Below are 25,919 nucleotides of genomic sequence, written 5' to 3'. Positions count from 1 at the left end.
AGTTCTAGTTTACTATCCCTCCGTGGCCAATCAGCCAGTCACCATAAAATACGCCAAGACCAAGCATGACAAAGACTCCAGCTATAATCCAAAAACGAATCACAACCTGAACTTCCGGCCATCCACCCAGCTCAAAATGATGTTGCAACGGAGTCATCCGGAAAATACGGTTACCTTTGGTTAGCCTAAAATAAGTTAGCTGCATTATAACGGTCACGGTAATCACGACAAATAGCCCTGCGAGGAGGACAAGAAGCAGCTCAGTTCTTGTCAAGATAGCGAAAGCGGCTAACGCCCCACCAAGCCCTAAGGCTCCGGTGTCTCCCATAAAGATTGAAGCCGGAGAGGTATTCCACCATAAGAATCCGACCAACGCACCAATAAGGGAAGCAGCAATCATCGCTAACTGTTGAGGATCACGAACTTCGTAGCAGACAGATTCTCCCGCTACACCGCTGCACAGGTGCTGGGTCTGCCACAGCGAAATCATCAGATATCCAGAAAACACCAGAATAGAAACACCAGTAGCTAAACCGTCTAAACCGTCGGTAAGGTTCACCGCATTACTCGTGCCGGTGATAATCAAATTGCCCCAAAGGATAAAAAGGAGTATTCCAATAATTGGGCCAAAGGTTAAGAAGTCAAACGCGGTGTCCCTCGTAATAGAAATCGCGCTAGAGGCTGGAGTGCGACCTTGAGCGTTTGGGAAGAGTAGAGCCAGACCGGTGAAGATAGTACCTACAAGCCCTTGAAGAATAAATTTTTCACGAGGTTTAAGACCTTCAGACTGTTTCTGAGAAATCTTGCGTATATCGTCGATGAGTCCGATTCCTGCCATACCCAACATCAAGAATAAGGCCAATAGCGCGGAGGCAGAAGGTACCCACGAAGATTTGAAAAACACCGCGGTTATCACGAGCGATAGGAAGAATCCCAAAGCAGTTGCCAACATCATCACAAGCCCGCCCATAGTAGGGGTGCCCAGTTTCTTCTGATGCGATTCTGGACCTTCCTCACGGATGAATTGGCCATAACGATGACGGGTTAAATATTTGATGAGTATTGGAGTGCCGAAAATTGAAATCGTCAATCCAAAAGTTGCCGCTAAAAGAATGGGAATCATGCTGTGGTATCGCCTTCCGGCTTGTGTTGCACAAGAGTATTTTCGGTCATGTTCTGAATATCAAAATCTGAGTTTACCTGTTGCGAAGGCTCACCGGCGCTCAACCACTGTGTGGCGTTTGTGTCACGTTCTTCACTGAGCAACTTCTCAACGGTAGCCACACGTTCTCCCAATTTTCCAAGACCGGCAGCATGAGAGGATTTAAAGAGAAGAATATCTTCTGGCTGAGCTTCATGACGAATGAGTTGATAGGCCTCTTCTACAGTCGCAACCCACGTTGCCTCTTCTCCCCAGGAGCCTTCAAGGTGTGCTGCATTGTAAATAGGCTGAGCAATATCGCCGACAGCTACAATCTTCGAAATATTCATCCGTACTGCGTAACGTCCAAGTTTATCGTGTTCGGCAACAGAGACCTCACCCAGCTCAAGCATGGGCCCAAGAATAGCCCACGTCCGTCGCTGTTGAGTACGACCCAATTGAGCTAAGGCTCGTAAAGCTGCCACCATAGATTCGGGGTTTGCGTTATAAGCATCGTTAATGACGATAATTCCATCGGGACGGTCCGTACGTTGCATACGCCAACGCGAAACAGCTTGAGAAGTATTAAGGACCTGTGCAATAGCCTCCGTAGAAATTCCTGCCTGATACGCAACACTAGCAGCAGCGAGAAGGTTGTATACGTGGTGCTCACCGATGAGTTGTGAACATACCTTATATGAGGAATGATCGGGGAAGACTAGAGTAAATTCTGGGCACCCATTGTTATTTGTTTGGACGTCTTGAGCGTATACACGCTCATAGTGTTGGTCTGTTTGCTGATTGTTTGCTCCGATACCAAAATAGGTGACGGGTGTTGTGGCTCGTGAGACCATTCGACGTACACGTTGGTCATCATCGTTGAGGCAAAGACTGAGTTTCACGCCTTCAGCAAGTTCGCCTTTAGTCTTTTCGATGTTGTCAACCCCACCAAATTCTCCAGCATGAGCTGTTCCAACTTTGAGGATGACGCCATAATCGGGGCGAACTATATTCGCTAAGTATTCGATATGGCCAAGACCGTCAGCTCCCATTTCAATCACTAAGTAACGGGTGTTCTCATCTGCTCGGAAAACAGTTAGAGGAACCCCAACTTCGCCGTTATAAGAACCAATCGGAGCGATGGTTTCCCCAGCTGTAGCGAAAATCTGAGCGAGAAGATCCTTGGTTGTGGTTTTACCGGCAGAACCGGTAATACCAACCACTGTTAGCTTAGATTTTTCACGCATCTTCTGAACGCAGAATTCTGCTAAGCGACCCATTGCGAGCACCATGTCGTTTACCACAATCTGTGGGTATGGGTTACCGTCTTCTTGTTCAATGGGACGTTCAACTAATGCGAGGCTAGCACCGGTTTCAAAAGCAGCGGGAACGAATAGATGTCCATCGGTCTGTTCTCCGGGCTTTGCAAGAAAGAGTGTGCTTTCTCGTACTTCACGAGAATCGGTTGTTGCAAAGTTGCACGTTATTTGTTGGGCAGCTTCAGTAGAGATTCCTTCTAAGCTACCGCCGGTTGCCTGAGCAATCTCTGCAGCGGTTAACGTAATCATATTGTGTTTATGCCTCCAACATTAGCTGATAGTCAGCAAGTACGCTGTACCCATAGCGGTTAAGTGCCCGAGCTACTTCTACCCTATCGTCAAGTTCAATATCAACACCAGCAATATCTTGGGCTGTTTCATGCCCACGTCCAGCAATAAGGACAGAGTCCTGTTTGCCAGCTAGCGAAAAGGCATAATCGATTGCGTCAGCTCGAGGGGAAATGTTAAGTATCCGTTGTGCGCGGGCGCCAGATGCTTTTTCTTGTTCTGCGCCATCAACAACAGCTTGACGAATCGGTGTTGGATCTTCGTCATGAGGGTCATCGTCAGTGACGATGACAATATCTGCATATTGTGCAGCGATGCTACCCATAATGGGACGTTTTGTTTGGTCACGGTTTCCGGTGGCACCAAAGACAATAATCACTCGCCCATTCTGTTCAGCAGGGTGTACCGCTTCTAGCGCTCGTTTGAGCGCGTCAGGGTTATGTGCGAAATCAACGATAGCGGTGGGGGCTTCTCCAATCAACTGCATACGTCCTGGAACGACGGGGGTGAGGGTTTGTGCGCATTGCAAAACTTGTTCTAGCTCTGTCGTATTATGGCCTGATTCATAAACCATGACGGCAGCTAATGATGCGTTAGAGACATTGAAGTCTGCTGGTAATTGTGTTTGTAAGTTCAGTTGGGTTCCATCTGTGCGAACTACGGTAAAACGGTGTCCGATGCCGTGGCGTTCGACGTTGAGAAGTACCCAGTCTTGTGGGTTAAGCCCTGTCGGTGCATGTTCGTATCCTGCACCGGCATTTGTGTAGAGTGCTACGACGTGGTCAGCTCCCATTGCTTGGCATGCTTGCTGGTAGATGTGTTCACCCCAAGCATCATCAACGGTAATAACGGCCCGAGCTGAACGTTCTGGGGTAAAAAGCTCTGCTTTAGATGCACAGTAGCTTTCCATATCTCCGTGTAAATCGAGATGGTCTTGAGTCAGGTTAGTAAACCCTGATACGTCGTATCGGATGCCGTCGACACGTCGGTAGTCTAAGGCATGCGAAGAGACTTCCATTGAGGTCGCGCCAATGCCTCGTTCTCTCATTAAGGCAATAAGTGAGTGTACATGTGGGGATTCTGGCGTAGTCAGTTTTGAGGGGATAGATTCTTGTCCTGCAAGAATCTCGATAGTTCCGATAAGACCGGTTGTATTTCCAAGACTTTGCATTATGGAGTTCACCATATATGTTGTGGTGGTTTTTCCATTGGTTCCGGTAACAGCAAAGAGCGTCGGAGCGCTGCCGTCTTGAGGTTGAGATTGGTAGATGTAGCCAGATAACGGTCCGATGAGCTCGCGCAGTTCTTCGCATCGGATAACCCCTAATGTGAGCTCTTGAGCTGACAGATTTTTCGCTTTGAGGATTTCTAGACCTTGTGTATCAGTAAGTATCGCTGAAGCTCCTTGGTTGATTGCGGCTTCAACGAATTTTGCGCCATGAGTTTGAGCTCCGGGGATAGCGACGTAGAGGTCTCCTGATTGGACTTCACGGGAGTCCATTGTGATTCCAGTGATATGTGGTGTATCAGCGAGCAACTGGGCGGGGTGTCCCACGTTTATTAGGTAATCAACCAATTCTTGTGCGGAGCGTCCGACGATATGTTGCGGTCGGAGGCTCTGAGCGGTTCCTTGACCGGTTGGTTCCTCAGTGCTCATAGTATTCTGCGCTTTCATAATATTCTTATTTTATAAGGTTGCTGGAATTTTCGTGAGTTAAAGACTCTTTTACCCTATCGAGTCTTGTTTTGATTCATCTTTTTCGGCAAATTTTTGGATTTCCACTGGTTCACTGGTTGAGTGCGGAACGTTATAAGTGCTCAGCACTTTTTCCATGATTTGCGAGAACTGTGTAGCAGCACCAGCAAGACCAACGTTATATGCGTTAGCATCTGGACGCTGAATCGTTACGCTGACCAAAAATTGTGGATTTTCTAGGGGTGCTACCCCCACAAAAGAGGTGGTGTACCCGTCGTACCCTGCTTTAGTTTCGCTGGGTGCTTCTGCGGTACCAGTTTTTCCGCCCACTCGGTATCCTGCTACTTGGGCACCTTTTGCATTTTGTAGCACCACGTTTTCCATCAGGCTCAGGGTTTCTCGTGCTGCTTTTTCGGAGATGATTCTTTCTCCAGGCTCAATAGGCATCATTTCTTCGGTACCGTCGGCATCGATGATAGCGTCAACAATTCTTGGCTTCAGCTTAATACCTAAATTACCCACAGTTTGGTAAATCAAAGAGGTTTGTAGGGGTGTTTGAGCAACACCTTGGCCAAAGAGTACGGTGTATTGTTGGCGGACATCCCAGTCTTTCCAAGAGGCTACGATTCCTTGGTTTTCGCCGGTTAGCTCAATTCCCGTATATTCGCCCAAACCGTATTTCTTAAGCCAGTCATAACGTTGTTCAGGAGTCATTTTCTTTCCTGCAAGAACAGTTCCGGTATTCATAGAGTCGGTAATGATGCCAGAGAATGTGCGTCTCTGGGGAGGATGTTCAAACGAGTCAGTAATGGTCTGCCCATCGATGACGAGTTCGGCAGGTACATCAAATACTGTTGTGGGTGTGACGAGGCCTCTATCAAGTAAGGCTGAGGCTGTAAGAATCTTTTCTGTTGAGCCAGGCTCTGTAGCTTGAGTGATGGCGCGGGGGTTCATGTCAGCGTAAGTGAATTTCTGTGACCCGGGGTCCATAGTACTGGAGTCTGCTAAAGCCAGAATTGAACCATCTGTTACGTTCATAACGACGGCAGTTGCCCATTCAGCTTTAAGTTCGTCGGCTCGTGCTTTTACAACTTGCTGGGCGAAGTATTGGATGTCTTGGTTGATGGTTAGACGCACATTTTTTCCGTTGACGGCGGGGATATTATGTTCGTCGCCAACGGGGATACGCACACCGGTTGCACTAATCTCGAAGCTACGTTCTCCGTTTTTTCCGGCTAGAGTTTCGCCGTATACGCGTTCAATACCTACGGAGTTGTTTTGAAGTTCAATCTCATCTGAACCTTCAACTTTAGCTTCAACCATTTGGAAACGTCCAACAACAGATCCACCTACTGCCCCATTAGGATAAAGGCGTTCAGAGGTAACTTTTCCGTACACAAATGTTGCGCCTAAGTCACTAACAGCGTTATAGACCTCCGGCGTAACGTTGTCTTTAACCACCGAATATTTTCTATCACCGTCAAGTGCAGCTTTAACGTCTGAGTCTGACATTTTTAACAAATCAGCCAGCTCATACACTAATTGGCTCGGAGTAACGAGTTCCGTCTCATTCTGGTCTTTACTGCCTTTAACGTAACGACGAAACGGCGCAACGGCACTCTGATCGACGACAACAGTGTAACGCTGAACGGTTCGAGCAAGAATATTCCCGTTAATATCAAGAATCTGACCTCTTAAGGCCGGAATTTCTTGCGTTCGAATTCTTCGCTCTTTAGCCTTTGCCGCAATACCGTTTGGGTCAAACCCTTGAAGATATAAGAGACGCGCACTGAAAAGACCTAAACCGGCGGTGCCGATTGCACTCGCTAAAAAGGCACGACGGCCGATTGCCCGACGTTCTGTCGGCCGTGAACTAGGTACGGGTTTCCTAGTTTCTTTTTCGTTCATCGCGTTTCCCTTAAACTCTCTCAACCTCTGGTCTTAGCACTACCATAACCGGCTAACACCATACCTATTTTTCCACAGCACTCTCAAGTTCACGCGACAAGTATTTGCCTACTTATAACACGTAGAATCTTTAAACCATCATCCTGCCTGAAAACAACATAGTTGAACCTCTACGACTGTGAGCGAAGGTGTCATATCCCAGTTATTAGTGGTTTGCATCTGGCGCAGAGGGATGAGGGGCAGGCTGTTGTGACGGCGAGGCAGAAGGAGGAGCATTTTCCTGCCGTTCATGCTGCTGACGCTGAGCTTTCTGCTCAGCTTCTTTCTTCTGACGTGCAGCTTCTTCTTTACGTTTCTGTTCTGCACGTTCTTTTTTGAGCTGTTCAGCAGCTCGTTCGCTAGCCTTAGCATACGCTTCGGTGTCATACAAGGCAGGTGGGCTAATCAGATTTTTACGATGGTCTTGACCTTCAACTTTTGCCGCAGGAACAGGAGTTCCGCTCAGCTGCCCTGTTTGCAAGTTCAGTGTTGTTGTCACGTCTGTTGCAACAAGCCCTAGTTGAGATGCACGCACCGCTAAATCTTGAGGTGCTTTATCGTACTCAATTTCTTGAACTAGCGCCTCATTTTTTTCAATCAGACTTTTTTCTTGCGCACGAAGATCGAGAAGTTCGTACTGTCCCTGCGCCGTGAGAATGTTAAGCCATAGGATAATTCCGAGGGCAAAAGGAATAGCAAGGAACCCGAGAATAATCAGCATTCTACGGTTCTTAGGCGCAGCACCTGGAACTAAAGCCGGCCGAGCTTTAGCAGAAGATACACTCACAGAATCAGAGACGAGCCGCAAATGGCGCTTTGACGAAGAATTTTTCATATTCTGCCCTCGACGAGGAAATTGAGGTTCAGCACTCATCTAACGCCCTCCTCCCCGATTCATCTTAACCTTTTCAGCAGCTCGTAATTTTGCACTAGCCGCCCTCGAATTTTCGCTAATTTCTTGTTCACTCGGCGGTTCTGCACCACGAGTAATAATTTTTAGCTCCGGTTTATGTTCTTCAAGCTCAACGGGAAAACCTTTAGGCGCACTAGAAGTCGCTTTTCGTACCATCGCTTTTTTAACAAGCTGATCTTCTAAACTGTGATAGCTCATCGCGACAAGACGCCCACCAAGATTTAGCGCATCGATAGCTGCTGGAATCGCTCGAGATAAAGCATCTAATTCATGGTTAACTTCGATACGCAAGGCTTGAAAAGTTCTTTTTGCAGGGTGCCCGCCCTGACGTTGAGCAGCAACAGGAACAGCACGTTGGATGGCACTGACAAGCTCTCCTGTGGTTACTAAAGGTTGCTCTTGACGGGTTTTAACAATCTCTGAGGCAATACGTGAGGCGAATTTTTCTTCTCCCCAAGAACGAATGATACGACGTAGCTCTTCAACAGAATATTCATTCACAATACGCTCTGCAGTGAGTTCTTCAGTAGCGTCCATACGCATATCTAATGGTGCATCATAGGAATAAGCAAATCCGCGTTCGCGCTCATCTAGTTGCATAGAAGAAACACCAAGGTCGAAGAGCACACCATCAACAGAACTTAAGCCCAATGATGAAAGAACATCTGGAATTTCATCGTATACAGCGTGGATAGGTTTAAATCGTGAACCAAAGCGTTGGAGTCGTTCCCCCGCGATACGGTGAGCTTCAAGATCACGGTCAATACCAATAACGGTTAGTTTTGGGAAACGTTCAAGCATCGCTTCGGTATGCCCACCCATTCCTAACGTCCCGTCAATAGCATAAGCGTTGTCACGACTGATAGCAGGTGCAAGAAGCTCAAGGCAGCGGTCAAGCATAACGGGGATGTGCCTCTGATGGGCTTCTTTGCCGAGTGCGGCGCCGTCAGTCACTTTTGCTCCTTCACGTTATGACCTATAACGTTTTCATGATGTTGGTGGTTCTTTGAGGTGGTATCTTTAGGTGCTTATAAGATGAAACCTTCTAAAGCTTCTTCATCTGTTGCAGAAAACTCATGTTCCTTCGCTGCAAGGTATGTTTCCCATACTTGAGAATCCCAAATCTCAGCTCTGCTACCGGCACCGATAACAGTTAGTTCTTTCCCCAAACCTGCATACTCGCGCAGGTTCGTGGGAATAGTGACTCTTCCCTGTTTATCAGGCACTTCATCAGAAGCACCCGATAAGAACACACGAATATAGTCACGGGATTGTTTAGATGATATGGGAGCCATCCTCATCCGCTCATGAATTTGTTGAAACTCTTCTAGAGGGAAAACGTAGAGACAACGTTCTTGCCCTCGAGTTAACACGAGCCCATCAGCCAAGGAATCTCTAAAACGTGCAGGGAGGATAACTCTCCCCTTAGCGTCAAGACGAGGTGTATATGTTCCTAAAAACATTAGTACACCTCACATTTCCTTGGTTTCTTCATGCACTTAAAGGATGAAAACTACAACCATGTTGTTTCGCCTTACCCCACTTTACTCCACTTTCCTCCCCAGTCTACCCAAATACCCGCATTTCTCGATGTTTTTAAGAGTTTTCACATATCTTTTGCGATGACACCCAGGTAAGCAACGACAAAGCATCATTCCCCACTCCTACAACACCTCAACACATAAAAAACGACGGTATGGTCACCCATACCGCCGTTTACTTCAAGAACCTAAGAAAAAACTACAATCCACCGTTTTGACGTTTATCCCATTTCTCTTCTAAATCTTTCATAAAACGTGAGGTATTTTTTGAGGAAGAACGCACCTTTGAAGAAGAAGTCTTTACCGCAGCCTTAGAGGAATCTTTTAATGTCGCAACATAAACTCCAACACCGGTAATGACACAACCAAAAACACCAAGAAGAATAAGTTTTGTGCTGACACCAGCCAAGACAACGCCAAGCCCAACAAGAGCAATCAAAACACCAAGAACTAAATGCCGAGCAGAATACGTCACAACAGAAGAAGTCTCAGAGGAAGACATGGAGCTTGCAAATTTTGGGTCTTCCGCGTTGAGCTGCTGTTCAAGCTGCGCTAGCAACTGTTGCTCACGTTCCGAAAGTGGCATATTGCTCCCCTGTCTTCATAATTATTGATGGGATACAAGAGACAAAGTATCTCTTTCTCAAACTCTCTCCTCATCATACAGAAGCATTATCTCCAGTGCTATGGATACACCAAGAATAATGAGGGTTATTTTCTTCTCACCCACATCCTACGATGTCTCATCTTTTTCTGAGAGAGAAGAATTCAATAATTTTGCGGGCATGATGCCCTTAACTCCGAAACGTTCATGGATTTGATCCATCATTTCTTCTGTTCGACGCCAGTTGTCTTCCCTTCCGAATGATGTTGAGCCAGAAAGAGAATTCTCGTACTGTGATTCTCGATCAAAGAGAGCGCCTTGAACACCAGTTTCTATATCGCGCAGGTTTTCTGCTCTTACACCAATCAGACGAATCCTTCGATGAGCAATACCGTTACTATCAAAGATAGAAAGCTCCCGCATTTTATCTAAAGCGACAGTATAAATTTTTTGCCCAGAGTTCGTACCTTCTGAAGAAGAGGTGGAACGAGTTACTGTATGAAAATCTGAGTATCGAATTTTGATGGAGATCGTTGATGCGTATTTACGAAGTTTGCGGAGTCGAACACCTAAAGATAAAGATATTTTCAGCAATTCCTGTTGTACCTGCTCGCACGATGAAACATCTTGATAAAAAGTGTGTTCTGCCCCCACTGACTTCTCTGGACGTTGAGGGATAACCTCGCGAGGGTCAAGACCTCGAGCAATATCATAAAGATGAGAGCCTGAGCTCGCACCAAAACGTGAAATAAGGAAAGGACGGGAATAATCGCGCAGCTGGGATACAGCGTGCACACCAATATCAGCTAATAGCTGCTGTGTTTTAGCTCCAACTCCCCACAATTTTTCAACCGGCAGAGGGTCCAGAAAATCTTGCACCTGATGAGGGGCAATAGCCCATAAACCATGAGGTTTACTTGCAGAAGAAGCCATCTTAGCAATAAATTTTGTAGGACCTATCCCCACCGAACAAGGTAAAGATAATTCACGCATGATTCTTTGCCGAATATGATGAGCAGTACCCACGGGGTGTCCCAAAGTACGAACGGTACCACTCAAGTCGACAAAGGCTTCGTCAATACTTATCTTTTCAACCAGCGAACTATAACTTTTCAGAATATTCATCATCTGATGAGAATAGTGGGCATAATCTGCGCTCGGCGCAAGAATAATAGCGTGCGGACATAACGATTTTGCCCTCAGAAGTGGCATTGCCGATCGGACACCATAAGCACGTGCAGAATATGAGGCAGAAAGCACCACAGAGCGAGCGCTTTCTTTCGCCACAATGACGGGTACATCCGTCGCATAGTTTCGATGAAGCAACTCAGCATTCACGAAAAAAGCGTCCATATCAAGGTGCATAATGATTCTTGAGGGCTTTTCTGTCATAAAAACACCACCTAAATAGAACATATATTCGATATAACGCTACTAAGAGCATATAACTTTTGACAGCTTCTAGGAATCAACACCCGGAGAGTTCTTGTATTACAGTAGATTTTCTTTCAAGACCTCCCCTAAAATGGGGAGAGTTTACTCCCCTCATGCTCAAGGATCACCATTGGCTCATAACGCTCCAAACCAGACGATTGCAGAACAGGTCCGTGTAGAACAAGAAGCTTACCTTCAAGCGGTAGAAGACCATATGCAAGCGTTTTTCACGAGCCAAGAACGGCTTCTTCACAAGATTTCTATTGAGTCGGTTGAACTTCTGAATGCTATCCGTAGGCTCTGCTCAGGAGGAAAGAGAATTCGTGCGCTCCTAAGCTATTGGGGTTATCGTGGCGCAGGTGCACACGATATCTCGAATGAAATTGTTAAAGCAGGCGTGGCCATCGAATTATTCCAAACGGCAGCGCTGATTCACGACGATATTATTGATCGTTCAGATACTCGACGTGGCGCACCATCAGTGCACCGAGGATTTGAATACGAGCATCAGAAGCAACAGTGGCTTACGTCTTCAGAAAATTATGGTACTTCTAGCGCCATTATTGCAGGAGATTTGTGTCTATCGTGGTCCGAGATGATGTTTAGTTCTATCGGAGACAAAGCATTATGGGGTTCTGAAGCTCGACATATCTTTGACCTCATGCGCACTGAAGTGATGGCAGGTCAGTACCTCGATATTTTCAACGAGGTAGTACCGTCAAGAGGTTACCAGCAGTCTTTGCAATATGCCCGCAATATTATCCGTTATAAATCTGCAAAATATTCATGTGAGCACCCGTTATCTTTAGGTGGAGCGCTCGCCTTGAATATTTCTTCGGATGAGTCGAGCTCCTTACTTGAGCAATACCGTTCTTTTGGGTTGCCATTGGGTGAAGGTTATCAGCTTCGAGACGATGTATTAGGTGTCTTTGGAGCGCCACAAGAGACAGGAAAACCTGCCGGTGACGATCTTAAAGAGGGAAAGCGGACGGTACTCATCGCTCTTGTCGAGAAGAACGCTCCTCGAGAACATTGGGAATTATTGAATTCTCAGTTGGGGAACCCCGAGCTGAATGACGATGAGATTTCTCAGCTACGAAAGATTATTACTGATTCTGGTGCGCTTGCAGAGGTCGAAAAAGACATCGAAAGTACCAGAAATGAAGTATTTTCAGCTTTAGAGAGTATGCAGATTGATGAGCTCACTCGCGTTGCTTTAGCTGGCATTGTGTCGAAGATGTTGCATCGACGCTCATAGGCTCTTATGTATCTGGGGGCCCTGTACGACGAGATGGAAAATGGTGGTGTAGCTATCGCAGAATCTACGATAGCTACACCACCATATGATGTATCTGATGTTTTTTACACCGTAAGAGGTGTTACCAAGCTAACGCGCTAGCACGACGACGAATCTCGGTTTTCCGTCCTTGATGTAACGCATCAATAGGACGGCCAGGTAGGGATTCATCCTCAGTAAATAGCCATGTGATAGCTTCTTCGTCACTGAACCCAGCGTCTTGAAGAACGATTAACGTTCCTTTAAGAGATTCCAAAACGTGTTCTTCTCGGAAGAAGAATTCTGGAACTTTACGAATCTGAGTTTCTGGGTCGCGAAGAGCTAAAAGCGCACGTTCTGCGATAAGAGAGTGTACGCGAGTCACCTTAATATCAAGTAGCTCAGCGATATCGGGGATAGTGAGCCAATTGCCCACAAGGTCAAAAATCTGTGCAGTAGTTTTTTCTTCAGTCACAGTTAATGAGTCTGCCAGATATTGAGAAATTTTTCCGTGCTTTAGAGCACCTCAAAGGATTTTATTCGCTAAGAATGAAGATATTTTCACCCTATCGACAGTTTTGAGCCTAGTAGTATAGCTACATGAGTAAATCACGTTCTGACGCATGGCTCACTGGAAAAACTTTTGGCCAACGCTATCAACTCGGCAAAAAAATCGGCGAAGGGGGTATGGCAGAGGTTTATTATGCTACGGACGTGTTCTCTCATAATCCTGTGGCTATTAAGGTTTTGTCTGCTCGTTTTTGTTCAGATATCTCACAGCAGCAAAAATTTTTTAGAGAAGAACGTTCTCTTCGCAATATATCTCATGAGCATGTCGTGGGTGTTATTGATTCTGGTGTTCAAGAGGAACAAGGCTATCAGCTGATGTTTCTTGTTCTTGATTATGTGCACGGTTGCACATTGCAAGATTTGTTAAACCATCGTAAGGTTCTCACACCAGCAGAAATGTTTGAGATTATTCTGCCAGTAGTTGAGGGTCTTTCTGAGGTCCATGCACACGATTTGATTCACCGTGACCTCAAACCAAGCAATATTCTTCTCTCTGCAGATTATCGAGACATTAAACTGACAGATTTTGGTTTGACCCGACGTGCTGACCAGACGTGGACAGGTGAGCTGATGGGCACGCCGTCATTTGTTGCCCCAGAGATTGTCACGCCCGGAGCTGAGGTGGGAGTACAAGCAGATATTTTCTCTCTGGGGATTATCATGTACCGTATGCTCAGCGGCAGACTTCCCTTCGCAGAGTGTTCAGATGATCAGCAGGTTATCTACCATAATGTGAAGACGGAACTACCAGACATCAATAAATATGCTCCGCAACTTGATCAGAGCATTTCAGGAATCATCAAATGGTGTACGCGTAAACCGGCGAGAGCGCGCCCGTCTCACGCTACCGAGCTTTTTGAAATTCTCCAACAGGTTCATTCAGATTTATCACCTGATGCGTTGAACTATAGACAGACAGATGATGCACTTCCGAGCAGAAGTCTCTGGGAGGACGTTGCACAGCTGACGGCGGCAAGTCAACCTTTGGAAGAATCGCAGAACCTTATCTTTACTGCTTTTAAAGAAGTCGATAAAAACTTAAAGTTCGCAGACTCTCGCACGTTCGAAGACGCCAAGTCAGAAAATACTTATTATTCTGATAGTTCAGTACGAGATACAACAGCAGAAAATTCCGACGATACGTCCGCCCTAAGCGCTCAATATTATCTTCCACAAGGGCCTGCTGAGTCTTCTCACCCGATAGTGACCCCGCCTCAACAAGCTTTTCATACTCATCCTACAACTCGTCGCAAGCCTCCACAGTCGTGGACTCGAAAGCCTACTCTGCCTGTATGTATAGGAATAATGCTCGTCTTTATTCTCACATACACTATCGCAGGTTTCCTAGGGCAACAGCTAGCGGTGATTCTCATACAATCTCCGCTCATTCCGCATCTCAACGCTTTGCCGGCACTGCCGAGCGAAGGACTTCTCTTTGAAAGCTTTTGATAAAAAGCTCAGACATTAATAGTTGAGGGGCAATAGAATTTTTTCCTACTGCCCCTCAACTATTGAAAATATTATTTTTTAAATACCCTCAATGAGGTTTAGCGTCGTGCAAGATACTCTGCAACCAAGAACGCGATCTCCAAAGATTGGCGGTGGTTAAGCCGTGGATCGCAGAGAGACTCATAACTATCTAAGAACGCTGATTCGTCAACGGGGTCTGAGCCTCCCAAACATTCAGCGACGTCGTCGCCTGTCATCTCGATATGTAGCCCACCGGGGAATGTTCCCAATGCCTCGTGCACTTCAAAGAAACCACGAACTTCATCGACAACATCGTTAAAGCGTCTTGTCTTATATCCTGATGGCACAGAAATAGTGTTACCGTGCATGGGGTCTGTTACCCAGACAATCTTTGAGCCCTCAGATTTAACCGCTTCAACGAGGGGAGGAAGATTTTCTCGAATTTTCTGTGCTCCCATGCGAGTAATGAAGGTCAAACGTCCTGGTTCACGTTCTGGATCTAAAATGTCGATGAGGCGGAGGACTTCTTCCGTAGATGTCGTTGGTCCAAGCTTAACACCGATGGGGTTACGCACCTTAGACAGGAAGTTAACGTGTGCATCGTCTAGTCCTCGGGTTCGTTCACCAATCCAGATGAAGTGTGCAGAGGTATCATATGGGTTTTGAGTACGTGAATCAATCCGTGTCATGGCACGTTCGTAGTCGAGGAGTAATCCCTCATGCCCGACGTACATTTCGGTTGCTTTAAGAGCTTCAAAATCGGCTCCGCAAGCTTCCATGAATTTAAGTGCACGGTCAATCTCTCGTGCTAAAGATTCGTAGCGTGCGTGTGCAGGGTTAGCGGTAAAGCCTTTATTCCATTGGTTGACTAAACGAAGGTCAGCAAACCCTCCTGTTGTAAAAGCTCGGACAAGGTTAAGCGTTGATGCGGAGGTGTGGTATCCACGTACCATACGTCGAGGATCATGAGCACGAGCTTCTTCCGTGAAGTCAAAGCCGTTAACCATTTCGCCACGGAATGAGGGCAAGGTGGTTCCATCACGTGTTTCATCGTTTGAGGAGCGAGGTTTTGAAAATTGTCCTGCCATACGTCCCATTTTGACGACGGGCATAGAGGCACCGTAGGTGAGTACGACAGCCATTTGTAGGAGTGTTTTTACTCGTGCTGAGATTTTGTCGGCGGTAGCGTCGTTAAAGGTTTCAGCGCAGTCTCCGCCTTGGAGGAAGAAAGCTTTTCCTTCAGCAACGTTCGCGAGTCTTCTGCGCAGACGGTCCACTTCACCGGCAAAGACAAGAGGGGGAAGTGAGCTGAGCTCTTGAATAGACGAAGGATAATCGGGGTGTTCATGCCACGTTGGTTGTTGGTCAATATGTAGATTGCGCCATTCGTCAAGCTCTGGCAGATTGTGGGAGTTCAGCGTCTGACCATGTTGGCTGTTTTCTAGTGACATATTAGGTTTCCTTCGAGAGTACGAAAGTTCTGCGGTATCAGAAAATGGGGTGCTACAACAAGATACCGCTCTTAAGATATGGGTGTTCTTAGAACGGTATTCTTGTGAAGCTACTGCTTGGTAAGCAAGTGACTCATACCCTCTGCAGGGTACGAGTATTTTGGTGAACATTACCGGTATCTTGAGCAGTTTGCAAAAAATTAGGACATTATCTCAGCAATAGCTTCTTCTGCTGTGACATGATGTTTTTTCATGCGGTCTTTGACGTCTGCAGCATAAACCGGAACGTATTCTTGTTCGCTAAGTTCACGGATTGCTTCCACAATACGGTCAGCGACAAGGCGTTGAACTTTATGGTCAGATGCACGGTCCCAGTATTCGGAGAAATCTAAGGGTTTTCCAATACGTGTTTCTACGGTAATAGCGGACCCGTCAGCATTTTTGAAACGTACAGCATTTGTTCCAAGTGGTTGGACACGCTCTGTTCCGATTTGCCCGATAGGAACAACTGGAACGCGAGCGCTCAGGGCAAGTTTTGCAACACCAATTTTTGCTCGGTAGGCTCTGCCGTCGGGGCTTCTTGTTCCTTCTGGATAGATGCCGAGGTAGCAGCCTTCGTGTAGTTTGTTGATTCCTTGGTTGAGAGAGGCTTGGCTTTTAGCTCCACCAGATCGGTCCATAGGAATTTGTCCAACGCCGCTGAAGAACCAGCGCATGAGGCGTCCTTTGAGTCCGGTTCCGGTAAAGTAATCAGATTTTGCGAGAAAGAATACTTGTCGAGGTACTGACATGGGAATAAAGAGGGAGTCGCAAAATGCTAAGTGGTTGCTGGCAAGAATGGCTCCCCCTGCTGGTAAGTTTTCTTGTCCTTGGACGCTGTGGTGATAGATGCGTCCAAGCAGTGGAGTGCAAACTTTTTTGAGGACCATATATAGGCGGGTGCTTTGGGTATTTTTCATTCTTGTGGGTGTGCCTCTCTACACGAGCGTCGAATGCATTCATAGTTTATCAATAGTGTTCTGTCTGCATCTCGTTTTGGTTGCGTGGCTTGAGAACTGTCATGGCCTAAGTAGTGCAGGTTTATTTTTGCTGGAGTGTTTTTGTGACAGTTGTGTCTTTGATACGAGGTGAATGCTGTTCAGTGACCTTATAATGAGTGGTGTTCGCGTTCCGATGAGGCACCTTCAGGAGATATAGTTTTGGCCGGTATTTTTAACCATCAGCCGATATCTTTTCGTGGTCAAAAGTCTATCGGTGTGCTGGTGTTGCATGGTTTTACGGGTTCGCCGTGGAGCATGCGTCCTTTAGCTGAGCATGTGATGGGGTTGGGATATTCGGTAGAACTTCCTTGTCTGCCGGGTCATGGCACCTCATGGCAGGATATGTCGAGGTTTTCTCGTCATGATTGGTTGGCTGAGGTAGATCAGGCGTATTGGCGTTTACGTTCTCAAGGGTGTGACGTTGTTATTGCGGGTTTGTCGATGGGTGGGGCGTTAGCTCTTTATCAGTCTGCTCGTCGTCCGGTGGTGGGAACAATTGTTATTAATCCTTATGTTGTAAATCCAACCCCGTTGTTGTCTTTGACTCCGTATGCGAAGTTTTTTATCTCAAGTACGTCTTCTATTGCTTCTGATATTGCGTTAGAAGGTGTTGATGAGGGTGCTTATGATAGAGTTCCTACTGCCTCTGCAGCGCAGTTACATTTTTTGGGGCGACAGTTGCGTCCGGTGATACCGCTTTTGTCTGAACCAGTTTTATATTTTCGTTCACGGCAAGATCATGTGGTTTCAGATGCTTCGCACCGTTATTTTCTGAAAAATGCGCTCTGCCCGGTAGAGTTTATTGAGCTTGAGAATAGCTATCATGTGGCAACTCTTGATAATGATGCCCCGTTCATCTTTGAACATGCTACTGTTTTTCTCACATCATGTGAATTGAGCCAGAAAGTTACCTTATGAAGTATGTTTCAGTACCAGAAGCTGTCACCTGTGACCCACAGCTCAACGTTACCGATATTTTGGAACGTAAAGTACAACATAGTGAGAACCCCGTTCTTTACCGTGTCCAGTACTCCCCTGGCAACTGGGTACCTATTCGTGCCACCGAGTTTAAAAAACAGGTAGTAGACCTTGCTAAGGGTATGATTGCTGCAGGCATCGAAATTGGCGATACCGTTGGCATTATGTCCCGCACCCGATATGAGTGGACGCTGGTTGACTTTGCAATCTGGTATGCCGGCGCCATTTCAGTTCCTGTCTATGAAACTTCTTCACCTGCTCAAGCCGCTTGGGCGCTTTCGCACTCTCGGGCAAAAGCAGTGTTCGTAGAAACAGAAGCCCTTGCTCACACTGTTGCTGAAGGTGAGCAGTTCGCTCCCCTTGTATTAGACAATACCTGGGTTATTGATCAAGGTGACCTCAAAGAACTGGTCCGCAAAGGTCAGGATATTAGTGATGAGGTAGTGGAGCAGCGTCGCTCCCACGCTACGTTAGACTCTATCGCGTCCATTATTTATACGTCTGGCACAACGGGAAAACCTAAGAGTTGTCCTCTCACTCACGGCATGTTTGCGCGTGTTGCAGCCAACATCTTGGTGGGTGAACCAAATGTTTCTAAACCGGGTGGTTCAACAGTGTTGTTCTTGCCTTTAGCTCACGTCATGGCTCGTATCATTCAGATTACGGCGATGGACGCTGGAGTTGTGGTTGGTCATTCTTCTAATATCAAGAATCTAACCTCTGATTTAGGTTCGTTTAAACCAACCTTCTTGTTGGTGGTCCCCCGTCTCTTTGAGAAGATTTATGAGGCGTCAGTGCGTAAGGCAGAGAAAGGCGGAAAAGTTAACGCTAAGCTCTTCCACCGTTCTGTTGACGTAGCAATTCGTTGGTCGAAGGCTTCTATCGCTGGAAAAGTTCCCCGCACGTTAGCGCTACAATACGCATTCTATGACCGTCTGGTTTACTCTCAGTTGCGTAAAGCAATGGGAGGAAACCTCCGATATGCGGTATCTGGTGGAGGCCCCTTAGCTCCTCGGTTAGGCCATTTCTTCCATGCAGTAGGTGTTATGGTCATTGAGGGGTACGGACTAACCGAATGTACCGGTCCTATCTGTGTTGGACGCACCCGCGACTTTGAGGTCGGAAATGTTGGTACGTTGTTACCTGGTGGTGCTGCTCGTCTTGCTGAAGACGGCGAGTTAGAGCTTAAAGGTGTTGGTGTCATTACGGGGTATCTTGATAACCCTGAAGAAAACGCTATCGCTTTCACAGAGGATGGTTGGTTCCGTAGCGGCGACTTAGCTCAAATTGATGAGCGTGGTTTTATTAAGATTGTCGGACGTAAAAAAGAAATTATTGTGACAGCTGGTGGTAAAAACGTTATTCCTTCAGTTGCTGAAGAGCGTCTACGTACTTCCCCACTAGTTTCTAATGCCATGCTTATTGGCGATGAGAAACCGTTTATTGCGGCACTGATTACCCTCGACCCAGACGCTTTACCAGATGAGTTAGAGCATCTTGGTTTACCGCGTGAGATGTCTATTTCTGATGCGGCTATTAACCCTAAAGTTCGTGAGGCTATTCAGAAGTTTATCGATGAGGCAAACACGTTTGTGTCACGAGCGGAATCTATTCGTGAGTTCCGTATTATGAACCGTGATTTTACCGAAGAAGAAGGGCATTTGACTCCGTCACAAAAAATTAAACGTGCTGTAGTTTCGCATGATTTTGCTTCATATATTGAGGATATTTATAACCGTACTAAAGAGTCTGTCAATGAGCAGTCTAAGAAGTTCGAAGAGTTCCGAGCAGAGCGTGCTGAACGTGCTGAAGCTAAACGTGCTGAACGTGCCGAGAAACTTGATGAGTTCCGTCAAGAAACTGGCAATAAACTCATTGAATTAGGTGAGCAGATTAAGGACTACACACCTAAACATAGCGCCGGTCAGGACGAATCCTCCAGCGAATAATAACCTTACCTTGATAAAAAGATGATGGGTGTTGGCTCCTCCCGCTTAAGGGATTGAAGCCAACACCCATCACCCGTTAATGGTGGTACAAACTTTTTAGGAGTGTAAGTCAAGACCTAGAATAGCGTTCTCAACAACTTCTGTGAGTGCTGGATGAATCCAGTACTGTCCGCGAGCTAGAGTTCTTAGGTTTTGTCCAAAGCTCATTGCCTGAATGAGGGGCTGAATCAGTAATGATGCTTCAGCGCCCATAATATGTGCCCCTAATAGTTCTGCGGTATCTGTACGAGCGATAAGTTTGACGAAGCCTTCGGTGTCTTCCATCGCCCACCCGTAGGCGGTATCACCATATTTTTGGACTTTAGTAACAATCTCAAAGCCTTCTTTTTCTGCCTGTTGCAGGGCTTGTTTCTCGGTGAGTCCTACGCTAGCGATCTGCGGGTGTGTGAAAACAGCAGCTGGAACGATGTTGTTTTCTGCGCGGTGTAGGTCTTCGCCTTCCCATAGGTTATGTTGTACGGCTCGCATCTGTGCATTAGCGACGTGTTTGAGCATCCACGGTGAACTAATATCTCCTAAGGCGAAAACGCCCTCTACAACTTTTCCGTTCGATAGTGCCCGCTGGTATTCGTCAACTGCGAGGAACCCACCGTCTACCACATCATAACCGGCGTCTTTGAGTTTGAGCGATGCGCTGTTTGGTGTTCGTCCAACAGCCAAGAGAACGAGTTCTGCGTTAAAAGTTTTTTCTTCTCCTTCATGTTCTGCACGAACCGTGACTTGCTGAGTGTTCTCGTCTGTCTCGATGGCATGGACGGGAGTATTAGTGTATACGCTCCATTGTTTACGTGCGTTGTGTTCAAAACGTTCTGAGATGAGTTCGTCAGCACCACGTAGCAGAGTTTCTGAACGGTGTAGCTGAGTGACCTCAGTACCTAAGGAGCTGAAGACATGTGCAAATTCTGCGGCAATAAACCCTCCACCAATAATGATGAGACTCTTGGGGAGTTCTTCAATGCGCATAATAGTGTCAGAGGTGTGCACTAGTGGGCTATGGGTGCCATCGATATTTTCGGGGATGGTGGTGTGTGAGCCGGCAGCAATCACAATCTTTGGTGCGTGTAGTTGTCGCCCACTATCGGTTTGAAGGGTATGTGTATCAATGAAATGTGCGTACTCTTCGATGACAGTAACGTTATCGAGGGTTTTGCGGTAGTTGAGCCCGCCTTCAGAGATTGCGTCAATGCGTGTAAAGATTCTGTCTCTCATCTGTTTCCATGAAACGTTCACAAGCTCAGCTTGCACGCCAAGGCGTTGCATATGAGTAGTCTCGTAGGCAAGAGTTGCGGGATAAACGTATTGTTTAGTGGGGATACAACCGAAGTTCAGGCAGGTTCCTCCGAACGTTCCGCCATCCACGATGGCAACTTTTTGATGTTCCCAGCGTTCATCGATGAGAGAGTTCCCTGAGCCTGATCCAATAATGATGAGGTCGTATTCTTCGGTCATGTTTCCTCCGTGAAATGAGTGTTCGGGATAGATTCTGCTGACTATAACGGGTTTGATAGTGGTTCTATTCCCTCGTTGACAGCCTTTGATGTGTTTATGCTACGGCGTTGATAAAAGATGAGGTCTTTCTTTAACAAAAAAGAAGTTTTGTTAAAGAAAGACCTCATCACCTAGTGAGTTATGTTTTTATGAGTTGGTGTTAACTACGATGAGCAAGTCTCCACCTGCCACTTGAGTAACATCTTGGTAGACGACTCGTTCCACAACGCCGGCTACGGGTGAGGTGATAGATGCTTCCATCTTCATTGCCTCAATGGTGGCAATTTGTTCTCCGGCTTCGACACGGTCTCCTACCGTGGCGGTAATCGTTACCCCACCAGCAAAAGGTGCAGAAACATGACCGGGGTTGGTGGGGTCAGCTTTTTCTGCCTCTTTAACATCAGATTCAATGGAGAGATCTCGTACTTCGACAGTTCGAGATTGTCCGTTAAGCGTGCAGATGACGTGCCGGATACCTTTAGAATCTGGTTCAGAGATTGCTTGAAGGCTGGCGATAAGACGCACTCCTTTTCCTAAGGAGATAACATGTTCTCGGTTTTCGATCATTCCGTAAAGGAAATCTCGAGTATGAAGGATAGAAACGTCACCATAGTCTTGACGGACACGTTCAAATTCTCGTGTCGGGGCAGGGAAAAGTAGCCTGTTTAGTGTTTTACGACGTGTGTCTCCACCTTCTTGTAGAGCTTTTCTGTCCTCTTCAGAGAGTTCATTGACCGTCGGTTTCGCTAGTTTTCGCCCTTCAAGCGCACGGGTTCTAAACGGTTCTGGCCAACCTGCTGGAGGTGTTCCTAATTCTCCATTCAAGAAACCGATAACAGAATCTGGAATGTCGAAGTTCTGTGGGTTTTTCTCAAACTCTTCGGGGTCGACTCCCATACCTACCAGTTGTAAGGCAAGGTCACCAACAACCTTTGAGGAGGGTGTCACCTTGACGATATGCCCCAGCATTTTATCCGCTGCAGCATACATATTCTCAATATCTTCAAAGCGGTCAGCCAAGCCAAGGGCTTTGGCTTGTGCCCTGAGGTTTGAGAGTTGTCCCCCAGGAATTTCGTGATCGTAGACTCGCCCAGTGGGTGAACTCAAACCATTTTCAAAGGGACGGTAGATTGCTCGAATGGCTTCCCAATAAGGTTCTAGAGAGAGCGCCGCGTCAAGGCTTACTTCTGGTTGACGTTCGGTGCCGTCCATCGCTGCGATGAAAGCAGAGAAAGGAGGCTGTGAAGTTGTTCCAGCGAGGGTAGCGGAGGCAAGGTCGACAGCGTCTACCCCTGCTTCTACAGCAGCCAATAACGTTCCGATTTGTCCGCCAGCAGTGTCATGAGTGTGAAGATGTACTGGCAGGTTAAAGCGTTCACGTAAAGCACTCACAAGACGTCGTGCAGCTTCTGGACGTAGTAGCCCTGCCATATCTTTGATAGCAAGGATGTGTGCACCCGCGTCAACAATTTGTTGTGCGAGCTCAAGGTAATATTCAAGAGTGTAGACCTTCTCCTGAGGGTCTAGGAGGTTACCGGCGTAGCACATGGCGACTTCTGCAACGGCTGTTCCGGTTTTCCGTACTGCCTCAATTGCAGGAGTCATTTGTGAGACGTCATTGAGAGCGTCAAAGATACGGAAGATATCGACGCCTGTAGCAGCCGCTTCTTGGACGAAAGCATCTGTTACTTCTACCGGATAAGGAGTGTACCCGACGGTGTTTCGTCCGCGCAAAAGCATCTGGATGGGGATATTTGGCATGGCCGCACGAAGATGTGCTAAACGTTCCCAAGGGTCTTCTGAAAGGAAGCGTAACGCCACATCATAGGTTGCTCCACCCCATGCTTCTACAGAGAATAGTTCTGGTAGCACGTGTGAGACGGCAGGTGCTGCAGCTAGCAGGTCTCGGGTTCTTAGACGTGTTGCTAGAAGAGACTGGTGGGCGTCTCGGAACGTCGTGTCAGTGATGGCGATAGGTTGGTATTCGCGTAGTGCTTGTGCAAATCCTTCTGGGCCTCGTTCTTGCAGGATATGCCGCCATCCTCGGGGTCGTTCGTGTTCGCCGTGGTCGAAGGGCGAGCGGAAAGGCTCGTCAATTTTGTCCCCGGGGAATCGAGGAAGTTTATGGCGAGGGTCTGGCCCTTCAATACGTGCCCCGTGAGGCTGATTGACGGTCACTTCTGCAAGGTACTGTAAGGCTTTTGTGCCGCGGTCACCCGAGGGACGTTTGCGTAACAGTTCTGGGTGTTCATCGATGAACGGTGTCGAAACGTCTCCAGCTTGGAAGGTGGGGTCTTCAAGTACCGCGTGTAAGAAGGGGATGTTGGTGGCAACTCCGCGGATACGGAATTCTGCCAACGCGCGTTGTGCACGTTGCACCGCTGCCGAGAAGTTTCGTCCACGGCAGGTGAGTTTTACGAGCATGGAGTCAAAGTGTGGTGAGATTTGAGCTCCGGTATAAACGGTTCCGCCATCTAATCGGATGCCAGAACCACCTGCTGATCGGTAGTATGACACTTTTCCGACGTCAGGTCGGAATCCGTTGGCAGGGTCTTCAGTTGTGATGCGACATTGTAAGGCTGAGCCTCGAACGTGCAGTTCTTCTTGTTTAATGCCGAGGTCTTCGAGGGATTCTCCTGAAGCGATACGCATTTGAGCTTGGACGAGGTCTACGTCAGTGACTTCTTCGGTGACGGTGTGTTCGACCTGAATACGTGGATTCATTTCGATGAAGACGTGTTCTCCGGCGCGTTCGCCTGCGGTGTCTACAAGAAATTCTACGGTTCCAGCGTTTTGGTAGCCGAGTTCACGAGCGAATTTGACGGCGTCGCGGAAGAGCGCTTGTCGAATGTTCTCATCGAGTTGTGGTGCCGGTGCAATTTCGACAACTTTTTGGTGTCGCCGTTGCAAGGAGCAGTCACGTTCAAAGAGGTGCACGATGTTCCCTTGTGCATCGGCAAGGATTTGCACTTCGATATGGCGCGGGCGCAGTACTGCTTGTTCGAGGAATACGGTGGGGTCGCCGAAGGCAGTGTCTGCTTCTCTCATTGCTGAGGCGAGCGCGTCGGGTAGGGCTTCTTTGCTTTCGACTCGACGCATTCCGCGTCCACCGCCACCTGCTACTGCTTTGACGAAGATGGGGAACCCAATTTTTTCGGCTTCTGCTAGTAGATATTCGGTGTCTTTGGACGGTTCGGAAGATTTGAGGACGGGTATGCCTGCTGCTCGTGCTGCGCGTAGTGCTTCGACTTTGTTACCGGCTAGTTCTAAGACTTCTGGTGGTGGTCCGATGAAGGTGATTCCTTCTTTTTCTGCGGCACGTGCAAGGTCTGGGTTTTCTGAGAGAAAACCGTATCCTGGGTAGATGGCATCTGCGCCGGCTTCTTTGGCGACGCGGATGATTTCTTTGATATCAAGGTACGCACGAACAGGATGTCCTTCTTCACCGATAGGGTAGGCTTCATCGGCTTGCTGACGGTGAATGGAGTGGCGGTCTTCGTAAGGGAATACGCCAACTGTTTTTGCACCAAGTTCGTAGGCGGCGCGATATGCACGAATGGCAATCTCGCCACGGTTTGCGACAAGAATCTTTTCAAACATGTGTTTAGTTCCAATCTGCCTAGCGTAGGAGGCATTCTTGGTAGAGGTTTTCACGGTGTGTGACTAGCTCTACTATATGCATCATTGCTAGTTTTTGCCCTTTTTTGTTCTTGGTGGAGCCAAGAATACCTAAAGTTTACATAGTTATAGGGCATCTGCTGTGGTTATCTACATTTAAGCCCACAATGCGATATTTTGGTGACCTTTGGCAGGAGTTACCGCTAAAATTCGGTAGCATTATGTTAACTGTGTAAAAATTGCACGTTAGATTTGTGTTCTGGATTTGGGCGGGGGCCATTTTTTATGCCACTGATTGTGAGTATCAGCAGCCTTAAAGGTGGGGTTGGTAAAACTTCAGTTACTCTTGGTCTTACCTCAGCAGCTCTGCACGCTGGGCAGAAGGTTCTTGTGATTGATTTAGACCCTCATGGTGATGCGAGTACAGGTTTGAATGCTCCTACAACAGGAGCAGATATCGGCAGTATGCTTGCTGATCCAGAACGTTTCTCGTTGAGAGACAATATTGTTCTTTCTGGGTGGAATGCTATTGCTCAAGGACAGAAGAACTCTGATGGAGTTGTTCACGTTGTACGAGGCAGTGCTTCGTCTACTCCATTAGAGCAAGCCCCATTACCCCAGTATTTATCGCGCCTCTTGAATCTCCTTCAGGGTAACGTTGATGATTATGATGTAGTTTTCATTGATTGCCCTCCAACGTTGGGGGTACTTACGTCTATGGCGTGGGCGGCTTCTGATCGTGTTATTTCGGTAGCTGAGCCTTCTTTGTTTTCGGTTGCTGGTACAGAACGTACCCTCCGAGCTATCACACGTTTTGAAGAGAATAGTCAGTATTCTGTATCTTCTGCCTCGGTTATTTTGAATAAGGTTCGTCCTCACAGTAATGAGCATTCTTATCGTGTCGAAGAAATGAAGGTCTTATTTGGTGATCTTGTTGCTGACCAGTTCTTAGAAGATTTTGAGGAGTTCCAACGCGTTCAGGGTTCTGCGTATCCTATGCATTATTGGCCCAGTGATGATGCTCAACGTTGTGCCGCCGTGTTCTCTGACATTCTTCAGGGGCTCACGTAACTCTTTCGTTTAACAGGCGAGGGGTCTTATACAAAATCTTTTGTATAAGACCCCTCGCTAAAATA

Annotated in this window: 19 protein-coding genes; 5 read left to right on the top strand and 14 right to left on the bottom strand. The window is 47.2% G+C overall.

Features of this window, described 5'->3' with window-relative positions:
* Positions 1 to 4: 4 nt before the first annotated feature.
* The 9 genes from mraY to dinB all read right to left on the bottom strand — a co-directional run bounded on the left by mraY (position 5) and on the right by dinB (position 10,841).
* On the bottom strand, positions 5 to 1,123 hold the full coding sequence (gene mraY, locus ACN08Z_RS02395; RefSeq protein ID WP_419103007.1) for a phospho-N-acetylmuramoyl-pentapeptide-transferase: 1,119 nt from the start codon (positions 1,121 to 1,123) through the stop codon (positions 5 to 7).
* The gene (locus tag ACN08Z_RS02390; protein WP_419103006.1) at positions 1,120 to 2,709 is read right to left on the bottom strand and encodes a UDP-N-acetylmuramoyl-tripeptide--D-alanyl-D-alanine ligase; all 1,590 of its coding nucleotides are present in this window, start codon (positions 2,707 to 2,709) and stop codon (positions 1,120 to 1,122) included. The genes mraY and ACN08Z_RS02390 overlap by 4 nt, the downstream gene beginning before the upstream one ends.
* A gap of 7 nt (positions 2,710 to 2,716) precedes the next feature.
* Entirely contained in the window at positions 2,717 to 4,405 is a 1,689-nt protein-coding gene (locus ACN08Z_RS02385) for a UDP-N-acetylmuramoyl-L-alanyl-D-glutamate--2,6-diaminopimelate ligase (protein WP_419103005.1), read from the bottom strand.
* 69 nt (positions 4,406 to 4,474) lie between these two features.
* Positions 4,475 to 6,352: a peptidoglycan D,D-transpeptidase FtsI family protein gene (locus ACN08Z_RS02380; protein ID WP_419103004.1), complete on the bottom strand. Its 1,878-nt coding sequence runs from the start codon at positions 6,350 to 6,352 to the stop codon at positions 4,475 to 4,477.
* Positions 6,353 to 6,557: 205 nt separating this feature from the next.
* Complete coding sequence (locus tag ACN08Z_RS02375) at positions 6,558 to 7,265, bottom strand: hypothetical protein (protein WP_419103003.1); 708 nt, start codon at positions 7,263 to 7,265, stop codon at positions 6,558 to 6,560.
* A complete protein-coding gene (gene rsmH, locus ACN08Z_RS02370) occupies positions 7,266 to 8,258 on the bottom strand; it encodes a 16S rRNA (cytosine(1402)-N(4))-methyltransferase RsmH (protein WP_419103002.1) in 993 nt (330 codons plus the stop codon). It lies immediately after the preceding gene.
* Positions 8,259 to 8,332: 74 nt separating this feature from the next.
* The gene (mraZ, locus tag ACN08Z_RS02365; RefSeq protein ID WP_419103001.1) at positions 8,333 to 8,767 is read right to left on the bottom strand and encodes a division/cell wall cluster transcriptional repressor MraZ; all 435 of its coding nucleotides are present in this window, start codon (positions 8,765 to 8,767) and stop codon (positions 8,333 to 8,335) included.
* Positions 8,768 to 9,044: 277 nt separating this feature from the next.
* Positions 9,045 to 9,431, bottom strand: a complete 387-nt coding sequence (locus tag ACN08Z_RS02360) for a DUF3040 domain-containing protein (protein WP_419103000.1) — start codon at positions 9,429 to 9,431, stop codon at positions 9,045 to 9,047.
* Positions 9,432 to 9,578: 147 nt separating this feature from the next.
* The gene (dinB, locus tag ACN08Z_RS02355) at positions 9,579 to 10,841 is read right to left on the bottom strand and encodes a DNA polymerase IV (protein ID WP_419102999.1); all 1,263 of its coding nucleotides are present in this window, start codon (positions 10,839 to 10,841) and stop codon (positions 9,579 to 9,581) included.
* A gap of 172 nt (positions 10,842 to 11,013) precedes the next feature.
* Here dinB and ACN08Z_RS02350 point away from each other — a divergent pair, with 172 nt between their 5' ends.
* Positions 11,014 to 12,141, top strand: coding sequence for a polyprenyl synthetase family protein (locus tag ACN08Z_RS02350; protein WP_419102998.1), 1,128 nt, complete (start codon positions 11,014 to 11,016; stop codon positions 12,139 to 12,141).
* Positions 12,142 to 12,262: 121 nt separating this feature from the next.
* Here the strand turns inward: ACN08Z_RS02350 and ACN08Z_RS02345 are convergent, their stop codons facing one another.
* Complete coding sequence (locus tag ACN08Z_RS02345; RefSeq protein WP_419103096.1) at positions 12,263 to 12,595, bottom strand: Rv2175c family DNA-binding protein; 333 nt, start codon at positions 12,593 to 12,595, stop codon at positions 12,263 to 12,265.
* 164 nt (positions 12,596 to 12,759) lie between these two features.
* Here ACN08Z_RS02345 and ACN08Z_RS02340 point away from each other — a divergent pair, with 164 nt between their 5' ends.
* Positions 12,760 to 14,178: a serine/threonine protein kinase gene (locus tag ACN08Z_RS02340; RefSeq protein WP_419102997.1), complete on the top strand. Its 1,419-nt coding sequence runs from the start codon at positions 12,760 to 12,762 to the stop codon at positions 14,176 to 14,178.
* Positions 14,179 to 14,276: 98 nt separating this feature from the next.
* On the opposite strand, the gene ACN08Z_RS02335 is transcribed toward ACN08Z_RS02340, so the two are convergent.
* Positions 14,277 to 15,650 (bottom strand): class II 3-deoxy-7-phosphoheptulonate synthase, encoded by a 1,374-nt coding sequence (locus ACN08Z_RS02335; protein ID WP_419102996.1) that lies wholly within the window; start codon positions 15,648 to 15,650, stop codon positions 14,277 to 14,279.
* Between the two features lie 200 nt (positions 15,651 to 15,850).
* Positions 15,851 to 16,609 (bottom strand): lysophospholipid acyltransferase family protein, encoded by a 759-nt coding sequence (locus tag ACN08Z_RS02330; protein WP_419102995.1) that lies wholly within the window; start codon positions 16,607 to 16,609, stop codon positions 15,851 to 15,853.
* A gap of 240 nt (positions 16,610 to 16,849) precedes the next feature.
* Between ACN08Z_RS02330 and ACN08Z_RS02325 the strand changes: the two genes are divergently transcribed.
* Both ACN08Z_RS02325 and ACN08Z_RS02320 read left to right on the top strand, forming a co-directional pair.
* Positions 16,850 to 17,608 carry an alpha/beta hydrolase gene (locus ACN08Z_RS02325; protein ID WP_419102994.1) on the top strand — a complete coding sequence of 253 codons (759 nt, stop codon included), beginning with the start codon at positions 16,850 to 16,852 and terminating at the stop codon, positions 17,606 to 17,608.
* On the top strand, positions 17,605 to 19,617 hold the full coding sequence (locus ACN08Z_RS02320; protein ID WP_419102993.1) for an AMP-dependent synthetase/ligase: 2,013 nt from the start codon (positions 17,605 to 17,607) through the stop codon (positions 19,615 to 19,617). The genes ACN08Z_RS02325 and ACN08Z_RS02320 overlap by 4 nt, the downstream gene beginning before the upstream one ends.
* A 96-nt stretch (positions 19,618 to 19,713) precedes the next feature.
* On the opposite strand, the gene ACN08Z_RS02315 is transcribed toward ACN08Z_RS02320, so the two are convergent.
* Together ACN08Z_RS02315 and ACN08Z_RS02310 are read right to left on the bottom strand one after the other, a co-directional pair.
* Positions 19,714 to 21,126, bottom strand: a complete 1,413-nt coding sequence (locus tag ACN08Z_RS02315) for a mycothione reductase (RefSeq protein ID WP_419102992.1) — start codon at positions 21,124 to 21,126, stop codon at positions 19,714 to 19,716.
* A 186-nt stretch (positions 21,127 to 21,312) separates the two neighbouring features.
* On the bottom strand, positions 21,313 to 24,765 hold the full coding sequence (locus ACN08Z_RS02310) for a pyruvate carboxylase (protein ID WP_419103095.1): 3,453 nt from the start codon (positions 24,763 to 24,765) through the stop codon (positions 21,313 to 21,315).
* Positions 24,766 to 25,068: 303 nt separating this feature from the next.
* Between ACN08Z_RS02310 and ACN08Z_RS02305 the strand changes: the two genes are divergently transcribed.
* The gene (locus ACN08Z_RS02305; protein ID WP_419102991.1) at positions 25,069 to 25,854 is read left to right on the top strand and encodes a ParA family protein; all 786 of its coding nucleotides are present in this window, start codon (positions 25,069 to 25,071) and stop codon (positions 25,852 to 25,854) included.
* The last annotated feature ends 65 nt before the right edge of the window (positions 25,855 to 25,919 follow it).

It is taken from the genome of Rothia sp. P7181 (genome assembly GCF_048513015.1).
Lineage (GTDB): Bacteria > Actinomycetota > Actinomycetes > Actinomycetales > Micrococcaceae > Rothia.
Note: the sequence above shows the minus strand (reverse complement) of the source record. Positions and strands in the feature narration are given on the sequence as shown.

Coding starts and splice junctions, on each gene's coding strand:
- mraY (WP_419103007.1), bottom strand. CDS start 1,123: ATGATTCCCATTCTTTTAGCGGCAACTTTTGGATTGACGATTTCAATT.
- ACN08Z_RS02390 (WP_419103006.1), bottom strand. CDS start 2,709: ATGATTACGTTAACCGCTGCAGAGATTGCTCAGGCAACCGGCGGTAGC.
- ACN08Z_RS02385 (WP_419103005.1), bottom strand. CDS start 4,405: ATGAGCACTGAGGAACCAACCGGTCAAGGAACCGCTCAGAGCCTCCGA.
- ACN08Z_RS02380 (WP_419103004.1), bottom strand. CDS start 6,352: ATGAACGAAAAAGAAACTAGGAAACCCGTACCTAGTTCACGGCCGACA.
- ACN08Z_RS02375 (WP_419103003.1), bottom strand. CDS start 7,265: ATGAGTGCTGAACCTCAATTTCCTCGTCGAGGGCAGAATATGAAAAAT.
- mraZ (WP_419103001.1), bottom strand. CDS start 8,767: ATGTTTTTAGGAACATATACACCTCGTCTTGACGCTAAGGGGAGAGTT.
- ACN08Z_RS02360 (WP_419103000.1), bottom strand. CDS start 9,431: ATGCCACTTTCGGAACGTGAGCAACAGTTGCTAGCGCAGCTTGAACAG.
- dinB (WP_419102999.1), bottom strand. CDS start 10,841: ATGACAGAAAAGCCCTCAAGAATCATTATGCACCTTGATATGGACGCT.
- ACN08Z_RS02340 (WP_419102997.1), top strand. CDS start 12,760: ATGAGTAAATCACGTTCTGACGCATGGCTCACTGGAAAAACTTTTGGC.
- ACN08Z_RS02335 (WP_419102996.1), bottom strand. CDS start 15,650: ATGTCACTAGAAAACAGCCAACATGGTCAGACGCTGAACTCCCACAAT.
- ACN08Z_RS02330 (WP_419102995.1), bottom strand. CDS start 16,609: ATGAAAAATACCCAAAGCACCCGCCTATATATGGTCCTCAAAAAAGTT.
- ACN08Z_RS02320 (WP_419102993.1), top strand. CDS start 17,605: ATGAAGTATGTTTCAGTACCAGAAGCTGTCACCTGTGACCCACAGCTC.
- ACN08Z_RS02315 (WP_419102992.1), bottom strand. CDS start 21,126: ATGACCGAAGAATACGACCTCATCATTATTGGATCAGGCTCAGGGAAC.
- ACN08Z_RS02310 (WP_419103095.1), bottom strand. CDS start 24,765: ATGTTTGAAAAGATTCTTGTCGCAAACCGTGGCGAGATTGCCATTCGT.
- ACN08Z_RS02305 (WP_419102991.1), top strand. CDS start 25,069: ATGCCACTGATTGTGAGTATCAGCAGCCTTAAAGGTGGGGTTGGTAAA.